The organism is Mesorhizobium sp. WSM1343 (genome assembly GCF_055901535.1).
In genome coordinates this window covers 4,641,187-4,656,002 of the sequence record NZ_CM148370.1, presented here as the reverse complement: position 1 = coordinate 4,656,002, position 14,816 = coordinate 4,641,187, and the positions used below count along the sequence as shown (strand labels likewise).

At 62.9% G+C, this 14,816-nt stretch carries 13 protein-coding genes and 1 tRNA gene; 6 read left to right on the top strand and 8 right to left on the bottom strand.

Going from position 1 to position 14,816, the window contains the following annotated elements:
- Window positions 1-73: 73 nt before the first annotated feature.
- The 4 genes from AC0NIL_RS22830 to AC0NIL_RS22815 form a co-directional block, all read right to left on the bottom strand.
- Window positions 74-706, bottom strand: a complete 633-nt coding sequence (locus AC0NIL_RS22830; protein ID WP_024505763.1) for a hypothetical protein — start codon at window positions 704-706, stop codon at window positions 74-76.
- 264 nt (window positions 707-970) lie between these two features.
- Window positions 971-1,327, bottom strand: coding sequence for a hypothetical protein (locus tag AC0NIL_RS22825; RefSeq protein WP_024505762.1), 357 nt, complete (start codon window positions 1,325-1,327; stop codon window positions 971-973).
- Between the two features lie 151 nt (window positions 1,328-1,478).
- Window positions 1,479-1,552, bottom strand: a tRNA-Gln gene (locus AC0NIL_RS22820).
- Between the two features lie 187 nt (window positions 1,553-1,739).
- Window positions 1,740-2,672, bottom strand: coding sequence for a lysylphosphatidylglycerol synthase domain-containing protein (locus AC0NIL_RS22815; RefSeq protein WP_275954717.1), 933 nt, complete (start codon window positions 2,670-2,672; stop codon window positions 1,740-1,742).
- 375 nt (window positions 2,673-3,047) lie between these two features.
- Between AC0NIL_RS22815 and AC0NIL_RS22810 the strand changes: the two genes are divergently transcribed.
- The gene (locus AC0NIL_RS22810) at window positions 3,048-4,406 is read left to right on the top strand and encodes a Ppx/GppA phosphatase family protein (RefSeq protein ID WP_127371660.1); all 1,359 of its coding nucleotides are present in this window, start codon (window positions 3,048-3,050) and stop codon (window positions 4,404-4,406) included.
- A gap of 229 nt (window positions 4,407-4,635) precedes the next feature.
- Window positions 4,636-5,379, top strand: coding sequence for an RlmE family RNA methyltransferase (locus AC0NIL_RS22805; RefSeq protein WP_013532288.1), 744 nt, complete (start codon window positions 4,636-4,638; stop codon window positions 5,377-5,379).
- A 104-nt stretch (window positions 5,380-5,483) separates the two neighbouring features.
- On the opposite strand, the gene AC0NIL_RS22800 is transcribed toward AC0NIL_RS22805, so the two are convergent.
- Window positions 5,484-6,902 carry a DHA2 family efflux MFS transporter permease subunit gene (locus AC0NIL_RS22800; RefSeq protein ID WP_013532287.1) on the bottom strand — a complete coding sequence of 473 codons (1,419 nt, stop codon included), beginning with the start codon at window positions 6,900-6,902 and terminating at the stop codon, window positions 5,484-5,486.
- A gap of 308 nt (window positions 6,903-7,210) precedes the next feature.
- Here AC0NIL_RS22800 and guaB point away from each other — a divergent pair, with 308 nt between their 5' ends.
- From guaB to AC0NIL_RS22785, 3 genes are read left to right on the top strand one after another with little or no spacing between them, the layout of a single operon-like run.
- Complete coding sequence (gene guaB / locus AC0NIL_RS22795) at window positions 7,211-8,713, top strand: IMP dehydrogenase (RefSeq protein WP_013532286.1); 1,503 nt, start codon at window positions 7,211-7,213, stop codon at window positions 8,711-8,713.
- The gene (locus AC0NIL_RS22790) at window positions 8,664-9,287 is read left to right on the top strand and encodes a hypothetical protein (protein WP_082826435.1); all 624 of its coding nucleotides are present in this window, start codon (window positions 8,664-8,666) and stop codon (window positions 9,285-9,287) included. Before guaB ends, AC0NIL_RS22790 begins: the two co-directional genes overlap by 50 nt.
- 37 nt (window positions 9,288-9,324) lie before the next feature.
- Window positions 9,325-9,744 (top strand): MAPEG family protein, encoded by a 420-nt coding sequence (locus AC0NIL_RS22785; RefSeq protein WP_013532284.1) that lies wholly within the window; start codon window positions 9,325-9,327, stop codon window positions 9,742-9,744.
- Between the two features lie 55 nt (window positions 9,745-9,799).
- Here AC0NIL_RS22785 and rnd read toward each other — a convergent pair whose 3' ends face one another.
- From rnd to AC0NIL_RS22770, 3 genes are all read right to left on the bottom strand, one after another.
- Window positions 9,800-10,951, bottom strand: a complete 1,152-nt coding sequence (rnd, locus tag AC0NIL_RS22780; protein ID WP_063167751.1) for a ribonuclease D — start codon at window positions 10,949-10,951, stop codon at window positions 9,800-9,802.
- A gap of 75 nt (window positions 10,952-11,026) precedes the next feature.
- Window positions 11,027-12,271 carry an MFS transporter gene (locus tag AC0NIL_RS22775; RefSeq protein WP_473541330.1) on the bottom strand — a complete coding sequence of 415 codons (1,245 nt, stop codon included), beginning with the start codon at window positions 12,269-12,271 and terminating at the stop codon, window positions 11,027-11,029.
- Window positions 12,272-12,383: 112 nt separating this feature from the next.
- The gene (locus AC0NIL_RS22770) at window positions 12,384-12,803 is read right to left on the bottom strand and encodes a hemin receptor (RefSeq protein ID WP_013532281.1); all 420 of its coding nucleotides are present in this window, start codon (window positions 12,801-12,803) and stop codon (window positions 12,384-12,386) included.
- Between the two features lie 200 nt (window positions 12,804-13,003).
- On the opposite strand from AC0NIL_RS22770, the gene aspS reads away from it, so the two are divergent.
- The gene (gene aspS, locus AC0NIL_RS22765; RefSeq protein WP_164920061.1) at window positions 13,004-14,794 is read left to right on the top strand and encodes an aspartate--tRNA ligase; all 1,791 of its coding nucleotides are present in this window, start codon (window positions 13,004-13,006) and stop codon (window positions 14,792-14,794) included.
- Window positions 14,795-14,816 lie beyond the last annotated feature (22 nt).

The window sequence follows — 14,816 nt, the reverse complement described above, 5'->3', positions numbered from 1 at the left end:
ATGTGTGCCGAAACTGGCAGGCATGGCAAACGCAACGAGTGCCATCGCTGCTTGCATTTGGATACTACCGCCCTTAGCCGGTCTCTTCGGGCACCGTTTCATTTTGCCAGCCGGCTAGCTCAGGCAGGTCGTCAAGCCAGCTTTTCTCGGTCATCAAGGCATCGCCGGCCTGCGGAGCAGCCTCGGTGGCGTTTTGAATGAGCCAGTCCATCCACTTCCGATAGGCAGCCGGGGTCAACTCGGGCGGCAGCACCTTGGCCTTGGCCAGCATGCGTTTGCGGAAACTCACCTGCCTGCGGAGTTTCGTCGTCGTGAATTTGATGGTCTTGCCCTGATATTCGACCGTCCAGCGCCCGTCGCCGTGGCTGGCGAGCCTGTCGATGGCGAAGCCGCTATCCACCGGCCTATCCCGCCAAGGAAGCTCGACGGCATTCTTCCTCAGATCGAGTGCCCATCGCCTGTAGTTGGTCCCGGCACGCTGGGGCGGCAGCACCCCTGTCTGTTCGAGCATCTTCCTGCGGAAGGTCGGCTGCTTCTTAAGCTGGCCTGTCGTCAGCTCGATGCGATGCCCGCGGAATTCGACGTGCCAGCGGATCCTGCCATTGCCGAAATACTTGACCAGCCTGTCGATGACGAATTCGTCGTCGGAGAGCGTCACGCAGCCTTGGCTGATGCGTTCGAGAATGAATCGGCTGTCACTGACCATTACGCGTTTGCTCCATGCTCCTCGATGTAGCAGAGGCCGGGTGCCGGGAGTGGAGCGCGACCGGAATCGGCCTCGGCTTCATCGAAGGAAATCACGCAGCCGAGGCGGCCTACAGGAAGGCAGGGTAAGTGACGACACGGCGCGCGATGCGGCGAACGCCGGAATAAATATGCCGGCTCGTCGGATCGACTGGTGTTGCTGGCGGTGTCTTGAATTTCACGCTTGGCGCGTTCGACGGGGTCGCTGGTACAGCACTCCACTCGCTTAATCTGGTGCCATCTGGCAATTGGGGCCAATCCATTTATTTGCCGAAGTATCGAGTTCATTGTCCATGTCGGAGGCGCTGCATACAGGATACCGATCATCACCGCGCCGAGCCATACTTAAGGACTTATACCGGCGAAGGAGTGCATCGTGATCTTGGGGCTGTTGGCCTTGTCGCTGCGACGAAAGCTTCATCATGCAATTGGCAAAAGCATCCGTGCCTTGTTTAAAACCAAAGCCGGTACACTGCGCCTTGTCTTCCGCAGTCTGGGTTTGACTGGCATTCCCCTTGTCTGTCGTGCAGCCAACCAAGAAAGTAACGAACATCAGAAATCCGATGAAGACCAAAGCGCGCATTCCGTTCTTCCTTCGATAATTTCGATCCTTTGACGATCCTATAAATGTCACCCCGCCGCAACCCACCATAGCTGGGATCCCGTCAGGTGGTCGCCAGGGAGCATTTCACGATGATGAGCGTTGGTGATTGTTTTGATCGAGAGAAGAGGAGTGGCTGGGGAACCTGGATTCGAACCAGGACTAACGGAGTCAGAGTCCGTGGGTCTACCGTTAACCTATTCCCCAGCAGGCACGATCTTGAATATCACGATAAACGTGAAAACCGTGCGGGCCGAGCGGGCAAGCCGCTGTGAGCGCTGCCTTGTAGCCGCCAGCGGAAAATAGTCAAGCCTGCTCTGTGCTTCAATGGCACGTTTCGACAGGACGCCACACTTCAGATGCCGGCGCGCGGCGCCCAGTCCAATTCCAGCCTTCAAGGCTCCGTCCGGCTGAACTGCGAGCGTTCGAAGAACAACACCACGCCCAGACCCAGAATCAGCGGGACGATCAGGTAGAACAGCCGGAACACCAGCAGCGCCGCCAGCACGCCGACCGGATCCATGTCCGACAGGCCGGCGAGGAACACCACCTCGAACACGCCGAGTCCGCCCGGCGCATGCGAGATCTGCGCGATCGAGAAGGAGACGAGGAAGACGCCCAGTATGACGAAGTAGCCGGGATTGTGGGCCGCGGGCAGGGCGAAGAAGATGATCGCGGCGGCGGCCAGCAGTTCGATCGGGCCGATCAGCAACTGCCGGGCGACGATCGGCAGCGCCGGATAATGCAGCTGAAAGCTGGCGATCTTCAGCGGGCGCAGATGCAGCCAGCTGCCGAAGACATAGGCGGCGACGAGCAGCAGCATCGCGATACCGGCCGCTTCGGACAGGCCATGATGGGCGATGCCGGAAAATCGGTCGAGTATCTCAGGCTCGAACACCAGAACGAGGCCCGAGGCCAAAATCGTCGACAGCACGAAGGTGATCCAGCAGACCGCCACCAGCACGCCGACATCCTGTCCGGTCAGGCCCCTGGTACCGTAGGCGCGGTAGCGGATGACGGCGCCCGAGAACACCGAACCGCCAATGTTGTGCGACAGCGCATAGGTGGTGAAGGAGCACAGCGTGACGAACAGCCACGACACGCGCTTGCCGATATGCAGAAGCGCGATGTGATCGTAGCCGGCGAGCGAGGCATAGGCGATGATCGAACTCAGCGCGGCAAGGATCCAGCCGCGGGTCGGAATGGCCGTGATACCGTCCCATACATCGTCGAGCGAAATGCCGCGCAGTTCGTGCCAGAGCAGCAGCAGCGAGAAGATCACCGCCGCGATGCCGACGACCGGCCAGAAATAGCGTCTCCAGTTCATTGCCTGACTGCCATGCGTTGCGGGGTCCGCTTCCTTTCGTGGCTGGTGGGAGGCCGGCTGCGCCGGATTCTTCCGCTCATTTCAGAAATGCCTCATCGAAGCCGGCTATTCAACCGCGAACCCTTGTCGCAGCGGCGGCCGGCAAGATTTGTCCGTGGGGCGCCCGAAAGAGATGCCGGCAGGCGTTGCGCCGGCAACTGCGGCGTGCGGATCCATCACGCGGCCGCGCCGGAACGGCGGTCAGCGGCCTGCCGGTAAAATTCGGCATGCGGCTCTTGGTGATCGGGCACGGCGCTGTTAATCTGGCGACAACTTAAAACACTGAAGCGCCTGCTGCGTCCATCATAGGTTCGCGCGGCGCCGGAAGGAACGACAGTGGAAGACCACGATACCGGCGCCGGCGCGCCGGAGGTGGGCGTGTCCAGCGCTTCCCAGCGGTCGGCTGACCCGGGGAACGCAAGCTGGCAGCAACGCCGCCCGACGGAGCTCCGCTCCGCAGACGGGCAGGCGGGCGACGCACCCCACAAAGGCAAGCCCAAGAAGCGGCGCAAGCGAAGGCGCGGGCGCAAGGTTTTTGCGCGCGAGGAAGCGCGTCCCGCGGAGAATCGATCGCCGGCGCCAGGCAAAACCGGTGCCCCGGCGGCGGAGGCCCACAGACCGGCGGAAGCGGCGGTCTCGCCCGCCGCTCTTGAGCCGCGGCCGGAACAAGGCGCCCGTCGGCCGCCGGTCCATGAGCTTCCGGTGTTTGCGGCGCTTGACCTCGGCACCAACAATTGCCGGCTGTTGGTCGCCGTGCCGACGCGGCATGGCCAGTTCCGCGTCATCGACGCCTTTTCGCGCATCGTCCGGCTGGGCGAGGGGCTCACCGCCAATGGCCGGCTCGGCCAGCCGGCGATGGACCGCGCGGTCGAGGCGCTGAAAATCTGCGGCGACAAATTGCGCAACCGCAAGATCAGAAAAGCCCGGCTGATCGCCACCGAGGCCTGCCGCACGGCCGAAAACGGCGTCGAATTCATCGACCGCGTCGAACGCGAGGCCGGCCTGAAGCTCGAGATCATCGACCGCCAGACCGAGGCGCGGCTGGCGGTGTCCGGCTGCGGCTCGCTGGTCGAGCGCGACACCCAAGGCGTCGTGCTGTTCGATATTGGCGGCGGTTCGTCGGAAATCGCGCTCATCGATCTCGCCGGCCGCCGTTCGCCGAGGTTGGCCAATCATATCGTGTCGTGGACGTCGCTGCCGGTCGGCGTCGTCTCGCTGGCCGAGCGCTTTGGCGGCCGCACGGTGACGCGCGAGATCTTCGCCGCCATGGTCGATGACGTTGCCGGCCGGCTGGCCAGCTTCGACGGTCGCGATCGGCTGAGCCATCTCAAGGCCAGCCCGAATTTCCATCTGCTGGGCACGTCCGGAACGGTGACGACGCTGGCCGGTGTCCACCTTGAACTCGAGCGCTACGATCGCCGCCGTGTCGACGGGCTGTGGATGGACCGCGACAGCGTCGACCGCATGGTAGAAAGACTGGTTGGCTGGGATTTCCAGCAGCGCTGCGCCAACCCTTGCATCGGTGCCGATCGCGCCGATCTGGTACTGGCCGGCTGTGCTATCCTCGAAGCGATCCGCGCCGTATGGCCGTCCGAGCGGCTGCGCGTCGCCGATCGTGGCCTGCGCGAAGGTATTTTGAGCGAACTGATGGCCGATGATGGCGTCTGGCGCAACGATGGGCGTGGCAGAGCGTGAACAGTCGACCCCCACTCCGTCGAGCTACGCTCGACACCTCTCCCCCGATCGACGGGGGAGAGGAAAGGCGTGAACTTATGCAGGCTGGCTCCCTTCCTCTCCCTCCGGAGGGGGGAGAGGTGGCTCGGCGAAGCCGAGACGGAGTGGGGGAAGCCGTTCACGAAACGCGCAGACGTCGAAAAATGAACACAACTCGACGAGCGAGAAAACCCGGACCAGAAATCAGGCAATGACCAAGAAACCGGAAAAACCAGGATCCGCCAGCATTCGCGTGCTGAAGACGCGAATCAAGAAGAAGAGCGGGCTGAAGGAATCGTCGCGCCGCTGGCTGCAGCGCCACATCAACGATCCCTATGTCCAGCGCTCCAAGGCTGACGGTTATCGCTCACGCGCGGCCTATAAGCTGATCGAGATCGACGACAAGCATCATCTGTTGAAACCCGGCATGAAGGTGATCGATCTCGGTGCGGCCCCCGGCGGCTGGTGCCAGGTCGCCGCCGCGCGGACGAAATCGACGGCCGACAAGCCGCATGTCATCGGCATCGATTATCTCGAAATGGACGCCGTGCCCGGCGCACCGGTGCTGCTGATGGATTTCCTCGATCCGCAGGCGCCGCAGAAGCTGGCCGAGGCGCTGGGTGGGGATCCCGATATCGTGCTGTCCGACATGGCGGCACCGACCACCGGCCACAAGCGGACCGACCATATCCGCACCATGCATCTGTGCGAGGTGGCGGCCGATTTCGCGCTCTCCGTCCTGAAACCGGGCGGGCATTTCCTCGCCAAGACCTTCCAGGGCGGCGCCGAAAACGAACTGCTCTCCATGCTCAAGAAGAACTTCCGCTCGGTCCATCACGTCAAGCCGCCGGCGTCGCGGGATGAATCGGTCGAGCTTTATTTGCTGGCCAAGGATTTCAAAGGGCGAGATCTTCCTTCTCCCCTGGGAGAAGGTGTCGCCGAAGGCGACGGATGAGCTCCAGGGAGCGCCAACGTTTCACTCCGCTGGAACACCCCTCATCCGTCTCGGCGCTTTCGCGCCGATCCACCTTCTCCCACAGGGGAGAAGGCAAGAGGGAACTACTTCCCCGCCGTGCTCGTTTCCAGCGTCTTGGGTGTGGTCAGGCGGCCGTGGCCGGAGATGGCGTTGCCGGCATCGGGCGCCAGCCGCATGAACGACAGCGACGCGGCGGCCGAAATCGCCGCGACGACGAAAAACGCGGTGTGGAAATCCGCCAGCGTCAGTGATCGGTCGTGCAGGCTTGTGGACACTTCCAGGATTCCGCCGGCCAGCGCCACGCCGAGCGCGACCGACAACTGCTGGAACACCGCCGTGATCGGTGTCGCCTTGCTGGTGTCTTCAGCCGAAACCTCGGCATAGGCGAGCGCATTGACGCCGGTGAAGAACATCGAGCGGATGAAGCCGCCGACGAGCAGCATGGCCAGCATCAAGAGATAGGGTGTGTCGGGTGTGAACAGGCCGTTGATGGCGATCGAGGCGGCGGCGACCAGAGAACCGACAACCAGGACGCGGCGGAAGCCGGCGACGCGGAAGATCAGCGCGGTGACGAATTTCATGCCGATGGCGCCGATCGCCGAAACGAAGGTGATCATGCCGGACTGGAATGGCGTCAGGCCAAAACCGATCTGGAACATCAGCGGCAGCAGGAACGGCACGGCACCAATGCCGATGCGGAACAGTCCGCCGCCAAGCACCGAGGAGCGGAACACCTGGTTGCGGAACAATTCGAGCGCCAGCAAGGGATTTTTGGCGCGCCGCGCGTGCAGCAGATAGAGCGCGCCCGACAGCAGGCCGACCGCTACGGTGATAAGGCCGGTGGCCGGCGGCAAATAGGGCAGGCTCACCACCGACAGGCCGAAAACCACGCCGGATGCCGCCAGCCCGCTTAGCACGAAGCCGAGGAAGTCGAGCGGCGGCGTCTCCATCGATTCGGTCTCCGGCAGGAAACGCGTCGCCAGCCAGATGCCGATCAGGCCGATCGGCACATTGATCAGGAAGATCCAGTGCCAGGTGAAGTAGGTGGTGATGAAGCCGCCGACCGGCGGCCCGACCAACGGTCCGACCAACGCCGGAACGGTTAGCCAGGACATCGCCGCGACGAGTTCGCTTTTTGGTGTCGCGCGCACCAGCACCAGCCGCCCGACCGGTGTCATCATGGCGCCGCCAATGCCTTGCAGGAAGCGCGAGACCACAAAAGCCGGCAGCGAACCGGAGAGCGCGCAGGCGATCGAGCCGACGATGAAGACGGCGATCGCGGCGCGAAAGATATTCTTGGCGCCGAAACGGTCGGCCATCCAGCCGCTAATCGGAATGAAGATCGCCAGCGAGACGAGATAGGCGGTCAGGGCCAGCTTGAGCGCGATCGGGCTGGTGTGGATGTCGACGGCGATCGCCGGCAGCGATGTCGCGATAACAGTCGAATCCATGTTTTCCATGAAAAGGGCGACCGCCAATATAAGCGGGATGGTGCGGTTCAAGGAACGCGTCCAGACTTGAATGTTGCGTTGCCGGTTGCATGTCGGCCCTGAGGCGGGCGGTTACCATGCCTTCGCCGGGATGTCGCATTAATTTGCTGTCACTTTTGTGCGACCGGCAACCACAGGTGGCATCCCTTCGCCGGAAAGTCACCTTTCCGGGAGCGTGAAATCATCCGCTTTTCATCGGTGCTTGGACGTGGTACCAGCCAGCGCCAATCCTGAAAGGGAAGAAACGAGTCGGCGCTGTCCATTCCGGTCCAGCGCTTTTTTGTATTCCCCCACCGCTTTTTATGTTCAAGGGACTGGCCATGGCAAAAATCATCGAAACGTCCACCGGCGCATTGGCGCTGACCTTTGACGACGTGCTGCTGCAGCCGGGTCATTCCGAGGTCATGCCCGGCGAAACCGATGTCCGCACCCGCATCGCCGGCGATATCGACCTGAATGTGCCGATCCTGTCGGCGGCGATGGACACCGTCACCGAGGCGCGGCTTGCCATCGCCATGGCCCAGGCCGGCGGCATTGGCGTCATCCACCGCAATTTCTCGCCGGCCGAACAGGCCGAGCAGGTGCGGCAGGTCAAGAAATTCGAATCCGGCATGGTGGTCAATCCCGTCACCATCGGCCCCGACGCGACGCTCGCCGACGCGCTGGGCCTGATGCGCAGCTATTCGATCTCGGGCATTCCGGTGGTCGAGAACGGCGGCAGCGGCGGCCACAAGATCGGCCGGCTGATCGGCATCCTGACCAATCGCGACGTGCGCTTTGCGTCCGATCCGGCGCAGAAGGTCCATGAACTGATGACCCGTGACAACCTGATCACGGTCAAGGAGAACGTCGACCAGGACGAGGCGAAGCGCCTCCTGCACCAGCACAGGATCGAAAAGTTGGTCGTCGTCGACAGGCAAGGCAATTGCGTCGGACTGATCACCGTCAAGGATATCGAGAAGTCGCAGCTCAATCCGCACGCCACCAAGGACGCACAGGGCCGCCTGCGCGCCGCCGCCGCCACCAGCGTCGGCGATGACGGTTTCGAGCGCGCCGAACGCCTCATCGATGCCGGCGTCGACCTTCTGGTGATCGACACCGCGCATGGCCACTCGCAGCGCGTGCTCGACGCCGTCACGCGGGCGAAAAAACTATCCAACTCCGTCCGCATCCTGGCTGGCAATGTCGCCACCGCCGCGGGCACGCAGGCGCTGATCGACGCCGGCGCCGACGCCGTCAAGGTCGGCATCGGCCCGGGTTCCATCTGCACCACCCGCATCGTTGCCGGCGTCGGCGTGCCGCAGCTCTCGGCCATCATGTCGGCGGTCGAGACGGCGCACAAATCCGGCGTCTCGGTGATCGCCGATGGCGGCATCAAATATTCCGGCGATCTGGCCAAGGCGTTGGCCGCAGGCGCCAGTGCGGCCATGATCGGCTCGCTGCTGGCCGGAACCGACGAAAGCCCGGGCGAGGTCTATCTGCATCAGGGCCGCTCCTTCAAGGCCTATCGCGGCATGGGCTCGGTCGGCGCCATGGCCCGCGGCTCCGCCGATCGCTACTTCCAGGCCGAGGTGCGCGACACGCTGAAACTGGTCCCGGAAGGCATCGAAGGGCAGGTTCCCTACAAAGGACCTGTGTCTGGTGTGCTGCACCAGCTTGCGGGCGGGCTGAAAGCCGCTATGGGTTATGTTGGTGGCCGCGACCTTGCCGATTTCCGCGAGCGCGCCACCTTTGTGCGCATATCCAATGCCGGACTTCGTGAAAGCCACGCCCATGACGTCACGATTACCCGCGAAAGCCCGAACTATCCCGGCGGAGCCTGACCAGTACGGGCTCGGGCGGAGCCTGACGGCAACGATCCTGCGGCTGCCGCGCCACGCAGGCGCACTCTGTTTCCTGTCGGCGGTGGTTTTCATCGCCATGACGGCTATGGAATTCCTCTACTTCCGCCAGTTGAGCGGCGGCTTGCCATCACTCGACATGCGTATTTTCGGTTTCACTCCGGACGAAGGCATGGCCTGGCTGACGGCACTCGGCCGGCGCGGCGGCGAGATCATTCTCGTCTGGCACTATCTGACCTTCGATCTGTTGTTCCCGGCGCTGCTGTCTGTGACGCTGGTCAGCCTGATCCTGGCCACCGGCCGGCGATTGAAGGCTTTCCGCGTGCAGCCGGTGCAGCTGCAGTCGATCTTCGCGCTGGTCCTGGTGCTGCCCTACACGCTTGCCGACTACGCCCAGAACATCGCGGTAGCGCGGCTTCTGTCCGATTTCCTGTCGGCGAATCCGGACTCGCTGTCTTTGGCTTCGGCGCTCACCGTCACCAAATTCGCGCTTTTCGCCGTCCCGGTGATCGTCATTGCCGCCTTCTGGCTGGCAGGCCAGAAACGCCTGGCCTGATGCCGCGCGCAAAGCTTAGCCGGGTAGGGGAAACTTCGTGAACCAGACCACGATCTTCTGGCCTGTTCTGGCGCATGTGCTGCTGATCTACATCGTCTACTGCATCCTGGGTCGCCGCAGATACGGCGCAATCAGGTCAGGCGAGGCGAAGCCAGCTCAGTTCAAGGTGCGTTCGACCGAGCCGGCCTCCAGCGTCACCGTTGCCGCCAATCTCACCAACCAGTTCGAGCTGCCGGTGCTGTTCTATGTGCTGTGCCTGACGCTGCACCTGACCAACGGCGTCAACTATCTGACCCTGGCGCTGATGTGGATTTTCGTCGCATCGCGCTATTTCCACGCCTGGGTTCACCTGACCAGCAACAATCTGCTGCTGCGCAGCCGGTCATTCTTCGTCAGTGCGGTGATTCTCCTGCTGGGATGGATCTGGTTCGCGCTGCACCTGCTCGGCATGGTTTGAGCAGGGCACTTTTTCCTTCTCCCGCAAGGGGAGAAGGAAAATCCGCGAGGGACGTCTACAGGTCGAACACCGCAATCTTGCGCTTGTCGAACTTGATGCCGATCTCGCCGCGCACCAGCTTGAGCGCGGCCTCGCCGAACACCGCGCGCCGCCAGCCCTGCAGGGCCGGTACGTCGGCGTCCTCGCCCTCGGCGGCGATACGGTCGATGTCGTCGCTGGAGGCCAGCACCTTGGAGGCGACGCCTTCCTTTTCGGCGACGATCCGCAGCAGCACCTTCAACAGTTCCGCCGCGGCGCTCGAGCCCTCGGGCGGCTGGAAACTCTTCGGCAGCTTTGGCATCTGCTCCTTGGGCAGGGCAAGGGCGGTGTTGACCGCGCCAAGCAACGCCGTTGCCGTCGAAGAGCGCTCCCAGCCCTTCGGCGTCGTGCGCAGCTTGCCCAGGGCTGCCGCGTCGCGCGGCGCCTGTTGCGCCACCTCGTAGATCGCATCGTCCTTGAGTACGCGGCCGCGCGGCACGTCGCGTTCGCGCGCCTCGCGCTCGCGCCACGCCGCAACGCCCTGCACGATCGCCAGTTCCTGCGGCTTGCGCAGCCGCATCTTCAGCCGCTTCCAGGCGTCCTCGGGGTGCGGATCATAGGTCTCGCGTGAGGTCAGCACCTCCATTTCCTCGTTGAGCCAATGGGCGCGGTTTTCTCGCGCCAGTTCGGCGCTGAGGTGCTGATAGACCTCGATCAGATGGGTGACGTCGGCCAGCGCATAGTCGAGCTGCTTGTCGGAAAGCGGCCGGTGGCGCCAGTCGGTGAAGCGCGACGACTTGTCGAGCCGGGCCCCGGTGATGCGCTGCACGAGCTGATCGTAGGAAACGCTGTCGCCGAAGCCGCAGACCATCGCCGCCACTTGCGTGTCGAACACTGGATGCGGAACCAGATCGCCGAGATGGACGATGATTTCGATGTCCTGCCGCGCGGCGTGGAAGACTTTGACCACCGCCTCGTTGGCCATCAGCCTGAAGAACGGCTTCAGGTCGATATCGGGAGCCAGCGGATCGATCAGTGCCGTCACGCCGGGAGCGGCCATCTGGATCAGGCACAGGATCGGCCAAAACGTCGTTTCTCGAATGAATTCGGTGTCGACAGTGACGAAATCCGACTTTTCGAAAGCGGCGAGAACGGTCTCGAGTTCTTTCTGGGTGGTGATGACGTGCATCAAATCGCTTTTGGCAGGAGTAAGGTCTTCCTAGATTTCAGCCGCCGGGGCTTTCGTCAAGCTTTGGCACCGCCATCATGAGGTTCCCGGACCGTCGGAATCGCCGTTTCTCCTGGCCAGCCGCGCGAAAACCGTCGAAGTGCGCAGGAGCGCAATGAAGCGGCCGCGCCTGCCCGCCGGCACGCCGGACCGGGCCTGCATGCGGTAGAGGATGACGGCGATGAAGATCGCATAGACCACCGCGCTGAATACAAACAGGGCGCCCGGTCCGAAATATTGCATCGCCGTCGAGGCGGCGAACGGGCCGCCGATCGCGCCGAAGGAATAGAACAGCATCAGCGCCGCGTTGATCAGCACGAACTCGCCCGTGTCGGCGCGGTCGTTGGAATGCGCCGCCGACAGCGAATAGAGCGGCATGGCGAAACAGCCGAAGATGAAGATGAAGATGAAGTTGAGCGCCGGATTGCTGCCGGCAATGAACACCAGCGCCAGTGCCGAAAGCATCGCGCAGCAGGTTGTGATCAACAGCACCCGGCGCCGGTCCCAGCGGTCGGAAAGGTAACCCAGCGGATACTGGATGATGGCGCCGCCGAAAATGCCGACGCTGACGAAGGTCACGACATCGGCGACCGACATGCCGATCTGCTCGGCATAGACCGGGGACAAGGTGCGAAAGGCGCTGTTGGTGACGCCGACGGCGATGCAGCCGAAGCAGCCCAGCGGCGAAATCCGCCAGACGCGCGCCAGGTCGAGCTTGACCTCTTCGGGTGGTGTCGGGTTGGAGCGGTCGCCGAGCGACACCGGCACCAGCGATAGAGTGATCATCATCGACATGATGGCGAAGATAGCGAAACCGCCGGCGCCGAAGATCGGGATCAGGAACTGGGCTGATGTCACCGAACCGATGTCGACCATCCGGTAGATCGCCAGCACGCGTGCCCGGTCGTGATTGCTGACGCCGGAATTCAGCCAGCTTTCGACGATGGTGAACAGCCCGGCGAAGCAAAAACCCCCGGCTAGGCGCACCGCGCACCACATCACCGGATCGATGACCAGCACCAGGAGCAAAGTACCGACCGAGGCGATTGCCGCCAGCGCCGAAAATGCCCTGATATGGCCGACCGCCTTCATGATGCGGGTGATGGCCAGGCAGCCGAGCAGGAAGCCGGCGAAGTAGAAGGTGCCCATCAGTCCGATGTCGGAAGCGGAAAACCCTTCCTGCGCGCCGCGCAGCGCGATCAGCGTGCTCTGCAGCCCATTGCCGCCGAGCAGTATGCCTGCGGCGAGAAGAAGCGGGATCATCGGGCGGATGGAGGACATGAAGCAATCACGTGTCGGTGATCTCTTCTTGAACCATCGCCTTGACCAATACCAGCGGCAATTCCTGGAAGCAAAGTTCGAATCCGGCCTGGGCCGGGAAGGGGCAGGCCGTTCAATCCGTGCTGGGGTTCAGAAATTTCAGAGACGCTGCATGTGCAACAAACGCTTCAACACTCTCCTTTGAGTAGCCGAGAAGAGTGCCTTCCAGCCTCGCCAGATCGTTCGGTGTGAAGACATCAAAGGCTGCTTCGCTACGGCACATCCGAGCGATCAGCAGGCTGAGCTTGCAGCGCCATTCCTCCGTCGGCAGGCAGTAGCAGCGTTCCTCCACAGACGTTTTTGAATCAACCTGGGAAAATTTCAGGATGCGGCCTTCCTCGACAATCGGTCCGAAATGCGCGTCACCAACATCTTCGGTGTCCATACCCGGTTCCGCTGCGAACAAGGCCATTGGCTTGTCGCCCCGAAGCATCAATTCCAACTCGCGACCATTATGTGGCGCGATGCCCTTTGGGGGAGTGCGTTTTGGCACAAAGCATCTCCAAATCGTTTGATTGCTGCATCGTTGCAAGAAACACTTCTGGCGGCAATGCATGAAGGCCGGCAGAGACTCGAACCCCAAAGGCCTGCTTGCCTTGACAAATCCGGCCTCCCATGCGCTTTTCGCGCAAATTTTGAGGCCGGGCTTGATGCTCGGCCCGCAACCCAGCACCCCGGACTTTATCAATGACAATGCACCGTTACCGCAGCCATACCTGTGCCCAGTTGAGGAAGAGCGACGTTGGCTCGACCGTTCGTCTGTCCGGCTGGGTGCATCGCGTGCGCGATCATGGCGGCCTGCTCTTCATCGACCTGCGCGACAATTATGGCCTGACCCAGATCGTTGCCGATCCGGATTCGCCTGCCTTCAAGGTCGCCGAGACCGTGCGCGGCGAGTGGGTCATCCGCGTCGACGGCGAGGTCAAGGCGCGCTTGCCCGAGACCACCAACGCCAATTTGCCGACCGGCGAGATCGAGATCTTCGCCCGCGAGATCGAGGTGCTGTCGGCGGCCAAGGAACTGCCGCTGCCGGTGTTCGGCGAGCCCGACTATCCCGAGGATATAAGGCTGAAGTACCGCTTCCTCGATCTGCGCCGCGAGACGCTGCACAAGAACATCATTGCGCGTACCAAAATCATCGCGGAAATGCGCAAGCGCATGGGCGAGGTCGGCTTTACCGAATTCTCGACGCCGATCCTGACCGCGTCTTCGCCCGAGGGCGCGCGCGACTTCCTGGTGCCGTCGCGCATCCATCCCGGCACCTTCTACGCGCTGCCGCAGGCGCCGCAGCAGTACAAGCAGCTGATCATGGTGTCGGGCTTCGACCGCTACTTCCAGATCGCACCCTGCTTCCGCGACGAGGACCCGCGCGCCGACCGTCTGCCCGGTGAATTCTACCAGCTCGACCTTGAAATGAGCTTCGTCGAGCAGGACGACGTGCTGTCGACCATGGAACCTGTCATGCGCGGGGTCTTCGAGACCTTCGCCAACGGCAAACCGGTGACGCAGAACTTCCAGCGCATTCCCTATGATGTGGCCATGCGCAAATACGGCTCCGACAAGCCGGACCTGCGCAACCCGATCGAGATGCAGGCCGTCTCCGATCATTTTCGCGATTCCGGCTTCAAGGTGTTCGCCAACATCCTGGCCAACGACCCGAAGGCCGAAGTGTGGGGCATTCCCGCCAAGACCGGCGGCAGCCGCGCCTTCTGCGACCGCATGAATTCCTGGGCGCAGGGCGAGGGCCAGCCGGGGCTGGGCTATATCTTCTGGCGCAAGGAGGGCGACAAGCTCGAAGGCGCCGGTCCGCTCGCCAAGAACATCGGCGAGGAGCGCACCGAGGCGATCCGCCTTCAGCTCGGCCTTGCCGATGGCGACGCCGCCTTCTTCGTTGCCGGCGACCCGAAGAAGTTCGTCTCCTTCGCGGGGGCTGCGCGCACCCGTGCCGGCGAGGAGCTGAACCTTGTCGACCGCGAGCGTTTCGAACTGTGCTGGATCGTCGACTTCCCGTTCTTCGAGTGGAACGAGGAAGAGAAGAAGATCGACTTCGCCCACAACCCGTTCTCGATGCCGCAAGGTGGCATCGATGCGCTGAATGGCGAGGACCTGCTCGGCATCAAGGCGTTCCAGTACGACATGGTCTGCAACGGGTTCGAGATCGCCTCAGGCGGTATCCGCAACCATCTGCCCGAAACCATGGTCAAGGCGTTCGAGACGGTCGGGCTGGACCGCGCCACGGTCGAGGAGCGCTTCGGCGGCCTCTATCGTGCCTTCCAGTATGGCGCACCGCCGCATGGCGGCATGGCCGCCGGTGTCGACCGCGTCGTCATGCTGCTGCTCGGCGCCAAGAACCTGCGTGAGATCACCATGTTCCCGATGAACCAGCAGGCCTATGATCTGTTGATGAATGCACCGTCGGAAGCGAGCCCTCAGCAGCTTCGCGACCTGGCGCTGCGCGTTGCCGTGCCCAGGAAGGACGCCTGATCGCGCGCTTTGGGCGATGCTT